We start from the raw sequence: 19,076 nt of genomic DNA on the forward strand, positions 1-19,076 counted from the left end.
ATTATGGAAATGCAACAATTTTATTACGACAACAAAATTGTAAAGAAGTTTCTTTATGCAAGCATCTTGTTTGGTGTTGTAGGTATGTTAGTTGGACTAACAGTGGCTTTTATGTTTCTTTTTCCCAATATGACCGATGGAATTTCATGGTTAAGTTTTGGTAGATTGAGACCTTTACATACAAATGCAGTTATTTTTGCCTTTGTAGGTAATGCTATTTTCGCAGGAATTTATTATTCGTTGCAACGTTTGTTAAAAACTAGAATGTATAGCGATTTATTAAGTAACATTAACTTTTGGGGTTGGCAGTTGATAATTGTTGCAGCAGCTATAACATTACCATTAGGCTATACAACTTCTAAAGAATATGCCGAATTAGAATGGCCAATTGATATAGCCATCGCTTTAATTTGGGTAGTTTTTGGAATCAATATGATAATGACAATCTTGAGAAGAAGAGAGCGTCATTTGTATGTGGCTATTTGGTTTTACATTGCTACATTCGTTACCGTTGCAGTTTTACATATTTTTAATAGTTTAGAATTACCCGTTTCAGCTTTTAAAAGTTATTCGGTTTATGCTGGAGTTCAAGATGCTTTAGTGCAATGGTGGTATGGTCATAATGCAGTAGCGTTTTTCCTTACTACACCTTTCTTAGGATTGATGTACTATTTTGTGCCTAAAGCAGCCAATAGACCTGTTTATTCTTATAGATTATCTATTATTCACTTTTGGTCTTTAATCTTCATTTATATTTGGGCTGGACCACACCATTTATTATACACAGCTTTGCCAGATTGGGCTCAAAATTTAGGAGTTGTATTTTCAATTATGTTAATTGCTCCATCTTGGGGTGGAATGATTAATGGACTATTAACATTGAGAGGTGTTTGGGATAAAGTACGAACTGAGCCAGTTTTGAAATTCTTTGTTGTAGGTATTACTGGTTATGGTATGGCAACATTTGAAGGACCAATGCTTTCTCTTAAAAATGTAAATGCTATAGCTCACTTTACAGATTGGATTGTAGCTCACGTTCACGTTGGTGCATTAGCATGGAATGGTTTCATGACATTTGGTATGATTTATTGGTTAATTCCTCGAATGACTAAAACAAAATTATATTCTACAGCATTAGCAAACTTCCATTTCTGGATTGGTACTTTAGGTATTATTTTATATGCTTTACCAATGTATGTGGCTGGTTTTATGCAAGCCTCTATGTGGAAACAATTTAAACCAGACGGAAATTTACAATACGGAAACTTCCTTGAAACAGTAACTGAAATTATGCCAATGTATGCCATGAGAGCAATTGGTGGTACCTTATTCTTTGTTGGTTTATTGGTTTTAGTCTATAATATTGTAAGAACAGTTATGGCTGGTTCTGCAGTTGAAGATGAATTAGCTGAAGCACCAGCATTGGTTAAAATCACGTCAGGAAGATTAAAAGGTGAAAAATTCCATCCTTGGTTAGAAAGAAGACCTATTAAAATGACCTTATTGGCTACTGTTGCAATTTTAATTGGAGGTATCATTCAAATTGTACCAACCATCATGGTGAAATCAAATATACCAACTATTTCAAGTGTAAAACCTTACACACCTTTAGAATTAGAAGGTAGAGATTTATACATAAGAGAAGGTTGTAACAACTGTCACTCACAAATGATTAGACCTTTCCGTTCTGAAGTAGTTCGTTATGGTGAATATTCAAAAGCAGGAGAATTTGTTTATGATCATCCATTTTTATGGGGTTCAAAACGAACTGGACCTGATTTAGCGAGAGAAGGTGTTACTGGAAAACCAAATAATGGTGGTCGTTCCGATGACTGGCACTTTAATCACTTATGGGATCCACAAAGTACTTCTTCAGGTTCAATTATGCCAGGTTATAAATGGATAATTAGAAGCAAATTAGATACCTCTAAAACCCAAGATAAAATGGAAGCTATGGTGACTTTAGGAGTTCCTTACACGCAAGAAGAAATTGACAATGCATTAAAAACGTTAGATGTGCAAGCTTCAAAAATTAGTGATAATTTAATGAAAAACAATAACATTAAAAAATCATTTGAAGATCAAAAAACAGCAAATGGAAATGAATTTGTTCCAGTTAAAGAGAGAGAAATTGTAGCATTAATTGCTTACTTACAACGATTAGGTACAGATATTACTAAACTTGATAAAACCGAATAACAATGCTAAAATTCATAAAACATAATTTAGAAACTATATCGGGTGTTGAGATTTATCCAATCATTTCCTTACTGATATTTTTTACCTTCTTTGTTGGATTATTCTTTTGGGTTTTTACCTATAAAAAAGATAAAATCAAAGAATTGAGTGAATTACCCCTAAAAGACAATAATTAAAAATATTTAAAATGAGAAAAATAATTCCTTCATATGTAAGAGTTCCTGTATTGTTTGCAATTGTATTTGCAGCTATGGAATATTTTATAGACTCAGGTGATAAACCCGCTTTTTTAAAGTACCCAATGGTATCTTTATTTTTAGGTGTTTTTTTATTCTTATTAGTTGCAATTGAAATTGTAGTAAATGCAGTTGATAATGTAACTTATCATTTATTAACCGAAGAACAAAAAAAACAATTAAAAGAGGCTCAAGCTCTACCATTTACAGAAAGTAAATTTTATAAAGGTATACTCAAAAAGTTAACGCGTTCTAAGACAATTGAACAAGAAGCAGATGTAATGCTAGACCATGATTATGATGGTATTAAAGAATTAGATAATGTATTGCCTCCTTGGTGGGTCTATTTATTCTATGGATGTATAGTCTTTGCTTTTGTATATTTAATTAGATTCCACGTAGTAGGAGATTATACTCAAGAAGAAGAATACTTAGCAGAAGTTGCTCAAGCAGATAAGGATATTTCAGCCTATAATTTAATTAAACCAGATCCAGTTAATGTTGATAATGTTGTGCTACTAACCGATGCAGGAAACATTGCAGAAGGTAAAAATATCTTCGCTGCGAATAATTGTATTTCCTGTCACGGTGCAAATCTTGAAGGTGGAATCGGTCCAAATCTAACAGATAAAAACTGGATAAATGGTGGTGATGTTAAAAATCTTTTCACCATAATTTCTGAAGGAAGTTCTAATAATCCTGTAATGGCACCTTGGAAAGCTGTAATAAAACCTACTGAAATTCAGAAAGTGGCCAGTTATATTCTTTCTTTGCAAGGAACAAATCCTGCAAACGCAAAAGATCCTGAAGGAGAAATTTGGGAAGCAACAACTACAGAACAAGTAACTCAAACTAAAGATTCCATTACTACTAAAGAAGTAGATATTAAATAAATAACAAAAAGGTTTTGAGTGAATATTTAAGACCTTTTTTAGAAATTTAAACCATGTCAAAATTACCAGACGAAAGTTTTAGAGATACTATTTCTACCATCAATACTGAAGGAAAGAGAAATTTTATTTATCCCAAAAAACCTTCAGGAAGATTTTATGATAAAAGAAAAATACTAAGCTATTTTTTACTAATATTTCTTTTATCTGCACCATTTATAAAAATAAACGGCAATCAATTTTTATTATTCAATGTATTAGAACGCAAATTCTCCATATTTGGATTCCCTTTTTGGCCACAAGATTTTTACTTGTTTGTCATTTCAATGATAATTGGTGTAGTTGGATTGACATTATTTACAGTTGCTTTTGGTCGAATATTTTGCGGTTGGTTTTGTCCACAAACTATTTTTTTAGAAATGGTTTTCAGACGAATTGAATACTGGATTGATGGCGATAGAGGTGCTCAAATAAGATTAGCAAAACAAGAATGGAATGCCGAAAAAATAAGAAAACGTGTTACCAAATGGATTATCTTTTTTATTATTTCATTTCTAATTGCCAATGTCTTTTTAGCTTATTTAATTGGAAGTGATAAACTACTAGAATACATTCATGAAGGTCCTTTAGAAAATAAAAGTACCTTAATTGCTTTATTAATTTTCACGGGTGTTTTCTATTTTGTTTTTGCATGGTTTAGAGAACAAGTTTGTATTATAGCTTGTCCTTATGGAAGAATGCAAGGAGTTTTATTGGATAACAAATCTATCAATGTTGCCTATGATCACAAAAGAGGTGAAGGAGAAACAGGAAGAGCTAAATGGGATAAGCGTGAAAACAGAGCAGAAACAGGAAAAGGAGATTGTATCGATTGTAATCAATGTGTGGTAGTTTGTCCAACTGGAATTGATATTAGAAATGGAACGCAATTAGAATGCATCAATTGCACTGCTTGTATTGATGAATGTGACACCATAATGGATAAAGTTGGTTTACCAAAAGGGCTAATTCGTTATGCCAGTGAAGATGAAATTGTTAAGAAAGAAAAGTTCAAATTAACCTTAAGAATGAAAGGTTATATTGCTGTTTTAACCATTTTAATTGGAATGTTAGTCGGATTGTTATTCTTGAGAAATGATGTCGAAGCTGTAGTTTTAAGATTACCTGGTCAATTATACGAAGTAAAAGGAAACAACATCAGTAATATTTTTACCTATAAAATCATCAACAAAACAGTCAAAGATTTCGATAATGTTACCATAAAATTAGAAAAAACAGATGGTACAATTAAATTGGTAGGTAATCCAAATATTAAAGTAAAAAAAGAAGGCTTGTATCAAGGAACTTTATTTATTGAAATTAATAAAGCTTTGATTATTCAAGATAAAATGAAAATAAAAATCGGAATTTACAATGACGATAAACTCATTGAAACAGCTACAACAACCTTTTTAGGACCAAGAAGTTTCAATTAAAATAAGAAGTTATGAAAATAAATTGGGGAACAGGAATCGTGATTGCTTTTGGACTATTCATGACATTCATATTGTATTTTGTATTTAAAGTGCAATCGGATTCAACTTATGATAATGAATTGGTGACAGAAGATTATTACCAAAAAGAATTATTGGTACAAGGAAATATTGAAAAACAACAAAGTGCTAATCAATTAGAAAACAAACTTGTTTTTCAAAAAACTACTGAAGGAATTGTGGTAAAATTTCCAACAGATTTTGATTATAAAAACATAAAAGGAAAAGTGTCCTTATATAGACCGTCAAGCCAAAAGCTAGATTTTGAAATTCCGATTTCATTATCTTCTTCAAATTTGCTCATACCTAATAGTAACTTGGTTGGCGGTCTTTGGGACATTTCTGTAGATTGGACGTATGAAAATTCAAAGTATTTAAATAAAGAAACAATGTATTATTAATTTTCTGAATTTCAGGTTGGAATTTGGAATTTAAAATATTGAAATTTTAAAAAAAGGTGTGCTTTTAGGTAATTGGCGATTCTTAATTAGTTTATTGGTTATTAGTATTTTTTTTAAACCTTTTACCTAAAACGCACTTTTTTAATTTCAATAACAACTACAAACAATTAACTATTAACAACAAACATTTTTGATTTATTCAGCTATCATATTAGGTTTAATCAGTAGTTTTCACTGCATAGGAATGTGTGGTCCAATTGCTATGATGCTGCCTGTAGATAGAAATAATCCAGCTAAAAAAACTACGCAAATCTTAACTTACCAATTTGGAAGATTAACCGCTTATTCTAGTTTGGGTTTATTATTTGGACTTTTAGGAAAAGGATTATTTATTGCCGGTTTTCAACAACAACTTTCAATTATTGTTGGTTTATTAATGATTACAGTTGCTATTGTTCCTGAAAAAGTATTTGCTAAATACAATTTTTCTAAACCCGTTTATAAAGTCATTTCAAATGTAAAATCGAGTTTAGGAAAACAATTCAAAAATAAAAGCTATAAATCACTTTTCACCATTGGATTATTAAATGGTTATTTACCTTGCGGAATGGTTTACGTTGCTTTATTTGGAGCTATTGCGATGCAAAGTATACCACTAGGAGCATTTTATATGTTTTTATTTGGTATAGGAACAATTCCAATGATGAGTGCTGTAGTTTATATAGCCAATTTCATAACTCCAAAAACTAGAAATACCATTCAAAAAGCAATTCCAATCTTGACAATTGGCATTGGAATGTTATTTATTGTAAGAGGTTTAGGATTAGATATTCCATACCTTTCTCCAAGTAATATGAGTTTGTTTGTTCAAGCTGAAGCGAATTGCCATTAAGATGGATTTTCAGATTTTCAGATTTCAGATTTTCAGATTTTCAGATTTCAGATTGCGAACTTTGCGAAAAACTTTGCCTCTTTGCGTTAAAATTTAGAAACATATAAGTCAAGTAATTTTTTATTTTTCTCAAATTTCTTACCCGAGCCTGGAAGTGCGAACTGACGAAGTAAATCAGTGTTCCTAAATCCGAAAATCCGAAAATCCAATATCCGAATATCTATATCGTCATTGAAAATAATTGTGTCTGTGGAGCTTTTCGAATCAATCTCAAATCAAAAGCCATACAAATATTTCTAACAAATGGTTTTCCTTTTTCAGTCACTTTAATAGAATTTTCTTCAATAGTCAACAAACCATCTTCTTTCATTTCTTGAAGACTTTGCAAAACATCTTTTATTACATCAAATTTCATTAAGTCATTTTCCCATGAAGTAGTAAACTGACACATTAAATTCAAGATATGTTTTCTTATAATTAAATCTTCATTCGTTAATAAATGACCTCTAAAAACAGGTAATTCATTTTTATCTAAACGAGCATAATAATCTTCTAATGTCTTTTCATTTTGAGCAAAAGCATACCAACTATCACTAATAGAAGAAACTCCTAAACCAATCATCAACTGCGTTTTTGATGAGGTATATCCCATAAAATTGCGATGTAACTTTCCTTCTTCAAAAGATTTAGTCATGCTATCTTCTTTCAAGGCAAAATGGTCCATTCCAATTTCGATATAATTGTTTTTGGCTAATTGAATTTTACCTTTTTCGTACAATTCGCGTTTTTCATCACTTTTTGGTAAATCTTCATCTTTAAAACCACGTTGACCGTTTCCTTTAATCCAAGGCACATGTGCATAACTATAAAAAGCTAATCTATCAGGTTGTAATGATTTTGTTTTGTCAATGGTATCCAAAACATCATCTAAAGTCTGAAAAGGTAATCCAAAAATCAAATCATGTCCCACAGAAGTATAGCCAATTTCTTTGGCCCAAAACGTAACTTTTGCTACATTGTGAAACGGTTGAATTCTATGAATGGCTTCTTGCACTTTTTCGGAATAATCTTGAACTCCAAAACTCACTCTTCTAAATCCTAAGTCATATAAAGTTTGTAGATGTAATCTTGTTGTATTGTTTGGATGTCCTTCAAAACTAAATTCGTGTTGAGGGGCTTTTTCTGCTCTTTCAAAAATGCCGTTAATTAAATGCTCTAAATTTTTTGGAGAAAAGAATGTTGGAGTTCCACCACCTAAATGAATTTCTTTAATAATGGGTTTTTCTGAAAATAAATCACAATACAATTTCCATTCTTTTAAAACAGCATCAATGTACGGATGTTCTACTTCGTGACGTTTAGTAATTCGTTTGTTGCAACCACAAAACGTACATAAACTTTCACAAAAGGGCAAATGAATATAAAGACTAATGCCTTCCGAACGATTTGATTCATTAAACGATTTTACAAAAGAAGATTTCCATTGCTCAGTTGAAAACAAATCTTCTTCCCAATAAGGAACAGTAGGATAACTGGTATATCTTGGACCAGGAACATTATATTTTTGCACGAGTGTTTGCTGCATACCATCATAATTTGTTCAAATTTATGGGATACTGAACAATTATAAAATGATAATTATCATGTTTGATATTTGTAACATATATTACACAATTTACTTCTTTAACTTCGTAATTTTGTTATTAAATGTAAAGAAAATGAATGCAAAATTTAATGAGATAATCAATCAAAAACAATTAGTATTGGTAGATTTTTATGCAGATTGGTGTGGTCCATGTAAAATGATGTCACCCATTTTACAAGAAACTAAAACCGTTGTAAAAGACGATGTGAAAATTATTAAAATCAACGTGGATCAACATCAAGATTTGGCTTCAGAGTTTATGGTTAGAGGTGTTCCAACGTTAATGCTTTTTAAAAAAGGAAAAATGTTATGGAGACAATCTGGGGTTTTAAGTAAAAATCAATTAATAGAAATTATTAATCAACATAAGAATTAATTTTTTTTTCTTAATTTTATAAAAAAAACAATGAGAAAAATATATTTGAGTTTAGGACTTGTAATTTTACTTACTTTTTCATGCGCTAAAGAGCAAAAAGGTGTCAATTTAGTTGATTCTAACGGATTTGAAAAACAAATGGAAGAGACCACAAGCCAAATCGTAGATGTTAGAACTCCTAGAGAATTTTCTGAGGGACATATTGCAAATGCTGTAAATATGGATGTAACTTCTGACGATTTTGAATCTAAAATTGAAAATTTAGATAAAGAAAAACCCGTAATGGTTTATTGTAAAGCAGGAGGAAGAAGTGCAAAAGCTGCTGGAATTTTAAAAGATAAAGGTTTTAAGCAAGTGTATGATTTAGATGGTGGAATGATAGGCTGGAATGAAGCTAAAAAACCAATTGAAAACTAACTAATAAACCATAATTATGAAAAAAAATGTAGGTAATGGAGATCGATTTCTCCGAATTATAATTGGAATAATTGCATTACTATTGGTCATGGGAAATGTTGTTGAAGGTGTTTGGATGTGGGTTGCTTTAATTGTAGGGCTTTCTATGGTTATAACTTCATCTGTACAATTTTGTCCTGCTTACACTTTATTTGGAATAAACACCTGTAAAGTAAAAAATAAAAAATAAATTAATTAAAACCGGAATGAAAGTTTCGGTTTTTTTATTCCAAATATTATGTGTTTTTATTCCCAACAAAAAGACCCAATACCAATAGTCAAAAAACGTTTTAATGCAGAAGTAAATAAACCTGAATTATTTCTCCAAAGTGATTATATTAATGGATTTTCGCATCCAAACATACCTGTAATTTTAGATAAGAATCCAAATCATATAGAAACGGATTATCATTGGGGATTATTACCTAGTTGGACAAAGGAAATAGAATTTAGAAAAAATACACTTAATGCAAAGATTGAAACCATAACCGAAAAACCATCTTTTAAAAATTATTTAGATAATCGTTGTTTAATTATTGCAACTGCTTTTTATGAATGGCATTGGTTGGATGAAAAAGGAAAAGCCAAACAGAAATATCAAATCAATTCAAATACTGAAATTTTTACCTTTGCCGGAATATATAATCATTGGACTAATCCAGCAACGGGTGAAATTATAAAAACCTATGCTATGCTTACTACTAAAACCAATAAAACCATGCAATTTATACACAATCATAAAAAAAGAATGCCTATAATTCTTAATCAAAAAGATGAATTAGATTGGTTGAACCCAAAAAGTAATATCAATGATTTTGCATTTCCTTATGAAGCCAATTTGATTGGTTTTCCAGTTGATTAGTTTTTAGTTTTCAGTCACATTTTTCATTCGTATGTAATAGGTTGTAGGTAAAAGACAGTTATAATTAATCAAAAAAAAATCCGTGATAATCTGTGAAATCTGTGGCTAAAAAAAACAAAACATATAATAATCTCTGTAAAAACTACTACGATCTTGGTTTATCAATTCCTCTATCATAAAGCACAATACTTCCTGCCACCGAGACATTCAAACTTTTTTCTGATTTAAACTTCACTAAAAAATGGCATTTTTCAATAGCTTGTTTGGATAAGCCATTATCTTCTGCACCCAGTAAGTAAACGCACCTTCTTGGATGATGAAATGTCTCTAAATCTTCTGCCTTTTCGTCTAATTCAACACCTACTAATCTTGCTCCTTTAGGTAGATTTTTGAAAAAATCATCAAAATCATCATAATGAAAATAGGGCATGGATTTTACAGCATTATGCGTATCAGAAGCTTGTTTGGCATAACGATTTCCGATGGTAAATATATAACTTGCTCCTAAATTTTGAGCAGAACGCCACAAAACGCCTAAATTTTCGGGAGTTTTTCCATTTTGAATTCCTATTCCAAAAAATTCGTTTGTAAAATTATCATTCATAGTGCAAAAATAGAAACAATATTACTGAATAGCAATTTGTTCTTCTTTTGTAGCAATAATTTCGGGTTTACCATTAAACATCTTTATAATTCCCGTAATGCAAAGTGATTTTTCTTTCAAAAATACACCTGGATCGTAACTGAAATTAGCTAAATCTTTTTCAAAAATCACCACAACAAATTTTTGATTAGGGAAGGGTTTTCCAAAATTAATAAAAATAGTTTTCTTAGCTTTTTGAGAAATAAATACCCCTTCAACTTTAGCGCAAACGGTTACTTTTTGACCTTCATAATAGGCCAAACTATCCACTGAAACAGTTTGTGAAAACAAAAAATTTGTTGTTGATATAAAAAGTAAGGTTATGAATATATTTTTCATTTTCATTTAAATTATTTATAATTTGATCGTACTATTTTTGTTACCAATTGGCAAAAGAAAATCCAATTCCTAAGGTTGTTTGTTTGTGATTATAATCCAAAAGAGTTTCACCATAACCATGAAAAAATTGTGCTTGTCCACGAATATGTCCTTTAATTGGAAAGACATAATTTAATTGAATTCCACCATATTTTAAAGACGTTAACGGATGAGTTCCAATAGCATAAAATTCATGTTTCAAGTAATGATAACCCACATAAACTTCACAATTACCAATGTATTTTGTGATTTCAGGATTTTCATCATCTTCGTCTTTTAACCTAATCCACGGTTTAAAATTAACAATCCAATCATCACTTTCATAACCCATATTAAATATAATTCTGTTCCAACTTCTCGAATTAGGTAAATCTTTTCCATTGGATTGGTGATTCAATGCAAATCCTACATTTCTAATATTTCCTGTGAATAATTTAGTTTTTAATGGAAAATTAAAAATAATTTCAGGTTCATAATTAAGTTCTCTAAAAGCTCTTGAAAATTTTTTATTGTAGACTTGCCAATGTGCTTTTTGAGTATAGCCAACCCAAATATCACCTAAACCAAAAAAAGCAGATTGTACTATTTTTGTCTTAAAACTTATTTGAAATTTAGCTTCAAAGCTGTTGTAATCATCAATTTCTGTTGCAGAATAGTCAGGATTTTCGCTGTAAGGTTTAGAATTTGGACTACTTGTCCATCTTCCTGCGGTGACATAAATTGGTTTATAAGAAACTAATTTAAAAGTTCCTTTTTTGTCTATGCTATCTAATTCCCAATTTTGAGACAGCGTTTTTTTTATTATTAGATTATCAAAAATATCTTGTGCAATAATATTTTGAATGCTTCCTAAAAAAAGAAGTACTAAAAAATAAGTTTTATAATTAGTTATCATTATCAACTATTTTTTAATAAAAGTACTATTTTTTTTCTATTAGTTAATAAAAAAATATAACTACATATTTGTGAGGTAATTATGATTCTTAAAAGTAGAGTTGTAAAATATTAGGGAGTAATAGTTGCAGCGGTTTATAAAATCTGCTGCGTTTGTTTACTTTTTATCCGATAACCATGTAATAGTAAATAATTGTGTTTCCATTTGCAAAATTAATTTGAACCACATTAAGGGATTCGTGCGGGATCTTGGTACCACAACCTAGGCTTTGCTATACCGTTACTATTCCTTTGCTATACTGTTGCTATACATTAAGATTAAGATGACTTGTTTTGAAATGCTTTGTATTTCGTTCGTAATTGGTTCGTAATTGGTTTGCAAAAGCACCCGTTTTTGGCAAATGCATAGGAATTAGTTACCAAGTAAGGGTACCACAACTACGAACGAAATACGAACGAAATACGAAGGAAACACGAACGAAATACGAATAGTAAAAAACTACACTTCGATGGGATAAGGTATAAAGTAATTCTTTTATTTGTCCAAACAAGGAAAACCGTAATATAAATTAAAAAAGCTTGCTTAATTTTGTAGTTCTTGACTTCTATGCTACAAAAATAGGTCTTTTAACGGTTGTTAAATTCGTTAAAAATGGTTAGGTTTGAACGTTAATAATATCCTCTAAATGACAATACAACAATACATTGATAAAATAAATACCCTTTACAAAACAGGTAATGCTCGTGAACATTCCTATAGAGGTGATTTACAAAACCTTATCATGGCTATTTTGCCAGATGTTTTAGTTACCAATGAACCTGCAAGAGTAGCTTGTGGTGCTCCTGATTATGTATTGACAAAAAAAGATGTTCCTGTTGGTTATATTGAAGCCAAAGACATTGGTATTGACTTGAATAGTAAAACGCAAAAAGAACAATTTGACCGATACAAAGCAGGTTTATCCAATCTTATTTTTACGGATTATTTGGATTTTCATTTTTATAAAGAAGGAGATTTCGTTACAAAAATTGCCATAGCAAAAATAGAAAACGGAATCATAATGGCATTACCCGAAAACTTTGAGCAATTTGAAAGTCTAATAAAGAACTTTGCTCAAACTATTTCTCAGACTATCAAAAGCCCTACAAAATTGGCTCAAATGATGGCAGGAAAAGCCAAGTTGATGGCAAACATCATTGAAAAGTCTTTGAATTATGATGATGAAACAGCTACCAGAAGCCAATTAAAAAGTCAAATGTTATCGTTTCAACAAATGTTGATTCATGATATTGACAATAAGGCTTTTGCCGATATTTATGCGCAAACTATTGCTTACGGAATGTTTGCCGCTCGTTATCATGACCCTACATTGCCTACTTTTTCACGACAAGAAGCTGCTGAATTGATTCCGAAAAGTAATCCGTTTTTACGAAAACTGTTTCAAGATATTGCTGGATATGATTTGGACACGCGTTTGGTTTGGATTGTAGAAGAATTGGTTTCTATTTTCTTGGCTAGTGATGTGGCAACCATTATGAAAAACTTTGGTAAAAGCACCAAACAAGAAGACCCAGTAGTGCATTTTTATGAAACCTTTTTGGGTGAATATAACCCAGCGTTGCGAAAAGCCAGAGGCGTTTGGTACACCCCACAACCTGTTGTTAACTTTATTGTACGTGCTGTAGATGATATTTTAAAAACCGAATTTAATTTAAAAACAGGTTTAGCCGATACCAGCAAAATAAAAATTAAGCAAAAAGCCGTTACCCAAACCAAAGGTAAAGATGCTAAACTTAAAGAAGTGGAAACCGAAGTTGAAGTACATAAAGTACAAATACTTGACCCAGCCACAGGAACAGGAACTTTTTTAGCCGAAACGGTTAGACATATTTATAAAAAATTTGAAGGGCAACAAGGAATTTGGAGCAATTATGTAACCAACGATTTAATACCTCGTTTAAATGGTTTTGAATTGCTAATGGCAAGTTATGCTATGGCTCATTTAAAAATGGATATGTTGTTAACTGAAACAGGTTATAAACCAACCGACGACCAACGTTTTAGAATTTTCTTAACCAACAGTTTAGAAGAAGCCCACCCAGACACGCAAACTCTTTTTAGTTCTTGGTTGAGTGACGAAGCCGACCAAGCCAATGCCATAAAAAGAGATGCACCTGTTATGGTGGTTATGGGAAATCCTCCTTATAGTGTGAGTAGTTCTAATAAAAGCGAATGGATTGAAAGTTTAACAGCTGATTATAAAAAAGATTTGAATGAAAGAAACATACAACCACTTTCTGATGATTATATAAAATTTATACGTTTTGGTCAACATTTTATTGATAAAAATGGAAGTGGAGTTTTAGCTTATATTTCTAATAATAGTTTTATTGATGGAATTATACATAGGCAAATGCGAAAACATTTATTAGAAAGTTTTGACAAAATTTATATTCTTGATTTACATGGAAATGCCAAGAAAAAAGAAGTTTGCCCTGATGGTTCTGCTGATCAAAATGTATTTGATATTATGCAAGGTGTTTCTATTAATATTTTTGTCAAAACAGATAAAAAGAAACAAAATGAAATGGGTGAAATTTTTCATTATGATTTATACGGAAAAAGAGATTTTAAGTATGATATTTTGAATTCCAATTCATTTAAAAATATAAAATGGGATAGTTTAGAAATACGAAATTCAGATTATTATTTTGTGAATAAAAATTTTGAAGGAAAGTTGGACTATGACATGGGTTTTAAGCTTGACGAATTATTTAATATTTTCTCAATGGGAATTAAAACCGCTAGAGATAAATTGACAATAAATTTTGATAAATCAATATTATTTAATAAAGTGAAATTATTTGCTGAATTATCAGAATTAGATGCTAAGAATAAATTTGAATTACCAATAGATTCAAGAGATTGGAAGATCAATTTGGCGCAAAAAGATATAAATTCTGCAGGAATTGATATTAACAAAATTCAGCCAATTACTTACAGAGCTTTTGATGAAAGGTTTACATATTACACAGGTAAAACAAAAGGGTTTATTGAAAGTCCAAGATATGACGTTTTTAAACATATTGTTAATAAGGATAATTTATGTTTAATTACTAACAGACAAATTAAAATTGATAATATTTCTCATTTTTTTATAACAAAAAATTTAAGTGATTTACATGTAATTGAAACTGCGAATGCTAATCCTAATCACTTCCCTCTTTACCTTTATCCAGAAACTACAGGACAACAAGATGCTTTTGAGCAAAGTACAACACGAGTTCCAAATCTTAATATGGAAATTGTAAATACTATGGCAAAGCAATTGGGCTTAGCGTTTGTAACAGATGAGATGCTGAAACAAGTTCAGCATAACAAAGAGGAGTTTTCTCCAATAGACATTTTAGATTACATCTATGCTGTGTTGCATAGTCCAACGTATAGAGAAAAATACAAAGAGTTTTTAAAAATCGATTTTCCAAGAGTACCTTATCCAAAAGACCAAAAAACCTTTTTTGATTTGGTAGATTTAGGTAGCCAATTAAGACAAATACATTTATTAGAAAGCGATAAAACCGAAAACTACATTACTAAATATCCTATTGATGGAGATAATGTGGTAGGAAAACCAAAATACGATAACGGAAAAGTATATATCAACGATACCCAATACTTTGAAAACGTTCCAGAAGTAGCTTGGAATTTCTACATTGGTGGCTACCAACCTGCTCAAAAATGGCTAAAAGATAGAAAAGACAGAACCTTAAGCTTTGATGATATTTTTCATTATCAAAAGATTATTGTTGCTTTGACTGAGACGGATAGGATTATGAGGGAGATTGATAGAATTGAATTGTAGGAAGTATAATTTTAAAGAATAATTATTATAGATAAATTTGAATATAAAATATATAAAAATTAGTGAGCAGTTGAAGAGCTGAAGTGTGCGTTTTAAGGTATTAGCCATTAGGTGCTCAATTTGATAGTTAATGCAAGTTAAAAGTAAACGATTGAGGGTAAAGTATTTCAGAAATCCAAATTAGTGAGTTATTCATTTCAACTCCTAGTAAGGAAACTATGTTAACCAACAGTTTAATTACAGTTGGGGCAACCTTTACGATTGAATGTTTATTTAAGGTCATACTATTTGATTTTAGATACAAATATACAATTAATATTTAGCTACCCAGTTTGAGTCGGAGCGGCATTTAGGTGTCGAAAAAGCATGCATACTTCGGGAATTTGGCAACAGATTCTAAAAGCAAGCTTCGCATTGGGTCTTCTCTGCTCACTTTTTTAAAGAATAAAAATGGTTAACAAAAAAGAAAAAGATTGGTTCAAACTCAAAAGGTATCCACATATTGGTTTACCTTTAAATCCTAGTGATAGACTTAAATGGATTGAACCTTATGTAACTTCAATAGAAAAAGTTGCAAGACATGCTTTTTTGCCATTTATTCACAGAACTGCGAGAGTAAAAAAGTTCAGAAAAAAATACAACGCAACAAATGGTAAAATTGAATTTGTCTTAGTTAATGGTAAAAAAACAGTTAGAAATCCGAATGAAAAAAAACGAGAACTCTTTTATGCGAGTCATCTAGATTCATTAATATTCAGTTATTATGCATTTCAATTAAATGAAAAGTACGAAACTAAACTTTCCGATTTTGGTTTAAAAGATGTTGTAAATGCATATCGTTCTGTTCCAATAAATCCTGATAAAGAAGATAGTTCAAATAAATGTAATATCGATTTTGCTAATGATGTTTTTAAACATATTATAGAATATGATAAAAAAGAGTTTTCTGTAATTGCTTTTGATATTACTAGTTTTTTTGATAATCTACACCATGAATTGTTAAGAGATGTTTGGTGTGATGTTTTAAATGTTGTAAAGTTACCTGATGATCATTTTAATGTTTATAAAAACATAACTCGGTTTAGTCATGTAGATATTGTTGATATTTTTGAAGAGTTTAAGGATAAAATCCACACCCAAAAAATAAATAAATTGGGTGTTAAACTTAAAAGAAAAAGAAAAAAAATTGATAAAATTAAATTTTTAAGAGACCAAGATGCAATAGCATTTTGTACAGAAAAGGAATTTTTAAAAGTTAAAAATAAATTATTAAAACCATCAAAAACAAAAATTGTCAATAAGAAAGTTGTTTATAGAAATTTTGGTATTCCACAAGGTTCTCCAATAAGTTCTGTTTTGGCTAATATGTATTTATTGCATTTCGATAAATTAATAAATGATTTTGTTACAAATATTGGAGGAATTTATAGAAGATATTCTGATGATATGATAGTAGTATGTCCACTCAATCAAAAATCAAAATTAATCGACTTAGTATATTCAGAAATCAAAAAATATAAACTTGAAATACAACCATCAAAAACACAGATTTTTCGATTTGAATATAAAATTGATAAACTTCAATGTGGCGAAGAATATCAGAACGGTAAAACAATTAATTGGCATAAAAATTTTATTTATTTAGGGTTTGAATTTGATGGTCAAACTGTTCTATTAAAATCTGCAAGTCTTTCAGGATATTACAGAAAAATGAAGCGTGGAGTTAGAAGAGCTAAATATTATAGCAAAAAAACAAAAAAAGAAATTTTTAAAAGAAGGCTATTTAAAAGACATTCCTACATTGGTGCAAAAAGAACAAGAAAATATATTTGGAATGAAAAAGAAAAAAAGTTTTTAAAATCAGAATATTACAATTGGGGTAACTTTTTATCTTATGCTTTTAAAGCTGCTAACATTATGATTAATAATAAAATTAAGCAGCAAACTAAAAGACATTGGAAAATTTTAAATAGAGAATTAAAGAAATAATAATTTGAATATAATTAATTCAAAATATAATGAACAGGACAATGATTGGGCATTTGATATAAAAGAAAACCCGATTCATATTAACATTGCAGAAAGCGGTGCAAAAGGGTATTTTTGTATGGGCTGTACTAAAGAAATGCAGGCAGTAAAGTTTAAAAACCCTAAACATCAATCTTATTTTAGACATCATGTAAAAGATGTAGATAAAAGTAAGGTTGAGTGCGTATACAGTAGTAAAGAATATCGAGAAAAGTTAGCGTTCAATTATTTTTTAAGAACAAAAACTATCAAAGTCCCTGCGGTTTATAAATATCCTCCAAAGGACATTGAAGGTTATCCTTTTTTATTAGAAGATGCTAAAACTATAGTAGCTCATCGTGTTGATAGAGAGGTGACTTTTTGTGAAGATGAGGATGGTATTATTCATAGTGGCAGAAATATAAAAGTAGATGAACGTTATCTTTGGATTAGACCTGATGCGGTTTTCTATGATGAAAATGATAAACCCATATTGTTTTTAGAATTTGTAGTAACTCATAAACCTGATATAAATAAACTAAATAAACTGCAACGTTTAGGCATTAATACAGTACAAATAATTGTTCCTAAAAAACCTGAGGAAGAAATAGAAAAAGCTATTAGTAAAGTTTCAAATATAAAATGGACTTATAATGAAATCGAATCCAACACCGAATATATTTCAATTACCTCTGGAAATTCAGAGGGAATACCATCAATTGATGAAGAGCAAAGAAAGCTTTTCGAAGAATCTTACAAGTGTAGAGCAGCGCAAATTGGCAATCTTATACGGGCAATTAACCGATGCATGGAATCTCAATCGTACAGAAGAGTTGAAGAACTCTTTGAACGAGAAATACAGCGTATTGAGGAAGCTACAACAAGAGAACGAGCAAGACTGGACGAAATACAAAGCAACATTGAAAGCGAAATACATTCAGAACTTGGAGAAAGAAGAGAAAAACTTGATAGAGAAAAGCAAAAATTTCAAAAATATTCTACAAACTTGGAAGAAAGATATACTACAACGAGATGGGGAATTATTGAAAAGAGAAGAGATATTGACAGGGAAATTGAGTTTAGACAGCAAATTGGAAGAACTGAAGAAAACATTAGAGAAGAGTTTAGGAGAAGAGAAGAAGATATTAGAGGAGAATTTGAAAGAACTAAACGAGAACTTGTCAACAAAGGAAGAAATATTGAATCAGAGCAAGAAGGTATCACAAATCAAGAAGTTAGAATTACAAGAGATATTGAATCAAACACAACCTTTAAAAACAATTTTACAAGAGAAGAGAAATCAATTGAATCAGAATTTAAACGACTTGAAAAAGAAGAACTCGAAAATTTTGAAAGACTTAGAATTCAGTTGGAATCAAAAATCAATAATTATAGAAAACTCCAAGCCGAAGTTGAAGATGGAATACGAAGCGATTTTGAAAGGAAATACGATCAAATCGTTGAAAGAATTAACAGTAGAGACATACAAGCAGGAGATGAATTGTCCGAAAGAATTAAAAGAATACTTGAATTACGGAGATTTTTCGATAGTTATTCAGAAAATCAAACAACAATCGAAAACTTTGGAAAATATCAAGAAATCATTAGAAGCGGAACTTGGAAAGAATGGTAAAAGTTTAGATTGGTTTGAAAAGACTTTACTAGAGAAAGAAAAACAAACTAAGTTAGGATTTTGATAAACTAAAGTTTGTGAAAGCATTATCTATGTGGTAATGGCTTTTATTGGTATTTTAAAAGTAATTATTAACAGACTATTATCCCCAGCTGTCCGAAGTGTTCAA

At 30.3% G+C, this 19,076-nt stretch carries 17 protein-coding genes; 13 read left to right on the forward strand and 4 right to left on the reverse strand.

What is annotated here, in order from left to right:
- The first annotated feature begins 3 nt into the window (after positions 1-3).
- The 6 genes from ccoN (at position 4) to ACTF56_RS02605 (ending at position 6,150) form a co-directional block, all read left to right on the forward strand.
- Positions 4-2,199, forward strand: a complete 2,196-nt coding sequence (gene ccoN / locus ACTF56_RS02580) for a cytochrome-c oxidase, cbb3-type subunit I (RefSeq protein ID WP_438965348.1) — start codon at positions 4-6, stop codon at positions 2,197-2,199.
- Between the two features lie 2 nt (positions 2,200-2,201).
- On the forward strand, positions 2,202-2,375 hold the full coding sequence (locus tag ACTF56_RS02585; RefSeq protein WP_438965349.1) for a CcoQ/FixQ family Cbb3-type cytochrome c oxidase assembly chaperone: 174 nt from the start codon (positions 2,202-2,204) through the stop codon (positions 2,373-2,375).
- Between the two features lie 11 nt (positions 2,376-2,386).
- Complete coding sequence (locus ACTF56_RS02590) at positions 2,387-3,328, forward strand: cbb3-type cytochrome c oxidase N-terminal domain-containing protein (RefSeq protein WP_438965350.1); 942 nt, start codon at positions 2,387-2,389, stop codon at positions 3,326-3,328.
- A gap of 53 nt (positions 3,329-3,381) precedes the next feature.
- Positions 3,382-4,800: a cytochrome c oxidase accessory protein CcoG gene (ccoG, locus tag ACTF56_RS02595; RefSeq protein ID WP_438965351.1), complete on the forward strand. Its 1,419-nt coding sequence runs from the start codon at positions 3,382-3,384 to the stop codon at positions 4,798-4,800.
- Positions 4,801-4,811: 11 nt separating this feature from the next.
- The gene (locus ACTF56_RS02600) at positions 4,812-5,258 is read left to right on the forward strand and encodes a FixH family protein (RefSeq protein WP_438965352.1); all 447 of its coding nucleotides are present in this window, start codon (positions 4,812-4,814) and stop codon (positions 5,256-5,258) included.
- Between the two features lie 190 nt (positions 5,259-5,448).
- On the forward strand, positions 5,449-6,150 hold the full coding sequence (locus tag ACTF56_RS02605; RefSeq protein WP_438965353.1) for a sulfite exporter TauE/SafE family protein: 702 nt from the start codon (positions 5,449-5,451) through the stop codon (positions 6,148-6,150).
- Positions 6,151-6,370: 220 nt separating this feature from the next.
- Here ACTF56_RS02605 and hemN read toward each other — a convergent pair whose 3' ends face one another.
- Positions 6,371-7,735, reverse strand: a complete 1,365-nt coding sequence (gene hemN, locus ACTF56_RS02610) for an oxygen-independent coproporphyrinogen III oxidase (protein WP_438965354.1) — start codon at positions 7,733-7,735, stop codon at positions 6,371-6,373.
- A 133-nt stretch (positions 7,736-7,868) separates the two neighbouring features.
- On the opposite strand from hemN, the gene trxA reads away from it, so the two are divergent.
- Genes trxA through ACTF56_RS02630 form a run of 4 tightly spaced genes read left to right on the forward strand, consistent with a single transcriptional unit; the run spans position 7,869 to position 9,489 of the window.
- Positions 7,869-8,171 (forward strand): thioredoxin, encoded by a 303-nt coding sequence (trxA, locus tag ACTF56_RS02615; RefSeq protein WP_438965355.1) that lies wholly within the window; start codon positions 7,869-7,871, stop codon positions 8,169-8,171.
- A 30-nt stretch (positions 8,172-8,201) separates the two neighbouring features.
- Positions 8,202-8,588, forward strand: a complete 387-nt coding sequence (locus ACTF56_RS02620; protein ID WP_438965356.1) for a rhodanese-like domain-containing protein — start codon at positions 8,202-8,204, stop codon at positions 8,586-8,588.
- 16 nt (positions 8,589-8,604) lie between these two features.
- Positions 8,605-8,817: a YgaP family membrane protein gene (locus tag ACTF56_RS02625; RefSeq protein ID WP_438965357.1), complete on the forward strand. Its 213-nt coding sequence runs from the start codon at positions 8,605-8,607 to the stop codon at positions 8,815-8,817.
- Between the two features lie 48 nt (positions 8,818-8,865).
- Positions 8,866-9,489, forward strand: coding sequence for an SOS response-associated peptidase (locus ACTF56_RS02630; RefSeq protein ID WP_438965358.1), 624 nt, complete (start codon positions 8,866-8,868; stop codon positions 9,487-9,489).
- Positions 9,490-9,634: 145 nt separating this feature from the next.
- Here ACTF56_RS02630 and ACTF56_RS02635 read toward each other — a convergent pair whose 3' ends face one another.
- From ACTF56_RS02635 to ACTF56_RS02645, 3 genes are read right to left on the reverse strand one after another with little or no spacing between them, the layout of a single operon-like run.
- A complete protein-coding gene (locus ACTF56_RS02635) occupies positions 9,635-10,093 on the reverse strand; it encodes an RNA methyltransferase (RefSeq protein ID WP_438965359.1) in 459 nt (152 codons plus the stop codon).
- A gap of 21 nt (positions 10,094-10,114) precedes the next feature.
- Positions 10,115-10,471 carry a hypothetical protein gene (locus tag ACTF56_RS02640; RefSeq protein WP_438965360.1) on the reverse strand — a complete coding sequence of 119 codons (357 nt, stop codon included), beginning with the start codon at positions 10,469-10,471 and terminating at the stop codon, positions 10,115-10,117.
- 40 nt (positions 10,472-10,511) lie between these two features.
- Positions 10,512-11,405 (reverse strand): phospholipase A, encoded by an 894-nt coding sequence (locus ACTF56_RS02645; protein ID WP_438965361.1) that lies wholly within the window; start codon positions 11,403-11,405, stop codon positions 10,512-10,514.
- Positions 11,406-12,090: 685 nt separating this feature from the next.
- On the opposite strand from ACTF56_RS02645, the gene ACTF56_RS02650 reads away from it, so the two are divergent.
- The 3 genes from ACTF56_RS02650 to ACTF56_RS02660 all read left to right on the forward strand — a co-directional run bounded on the left by ACTF56_RS02650 (position 12,091) and on the right by ACTF56_RS02660 (position 18,907).
- A complete protein-coding gene (locus tag ACTF56_RS02650; protein ID WP_438965362.1) occupies positions 12,091-15,267 on the forward strand; it encodes a type ISP restriction/modification enzyme in 3,177 nt (1,058 codons plus the stop codon).
- Positions 15,268-15,717: 450 nt separating this feature from the next.
- Positions 15,718-17,256 carry a reverse transcriptase domain-containing protein gene (locus ACTF56_RS02655; protein ID WP_438965363.1) on the forward strand — a complete coding sequence of 513 codons (1,539 nt, stop codon included), beginning with the start codon at positions 15,718-15,720 and terminating at the stop codon, positions 17,254-17,256.
- Between the two features lie 4 nt (positions 17,257-17,260).
- Complete coding sequence (locus ACTF56_RS02660) at positions 17,261-18,907, forward strand: hypothetical protein (RefSeq protein WP_438965364.1); 1,647 nt, start codon at positions 17,261-17,263, stop codon at positions 18,905-18,907.
- Positions 18,908-19,076 lie beyond the last annotated feature (169 nt).

It is taken from the genome of Flavobacterium sp. (assembly GCF_965657075.1).
GTDB lineage: Bacteria > Bacteroidota > Bacteroidia > Flavobacteriales > Flavobacteriaceae > Flavobacterium.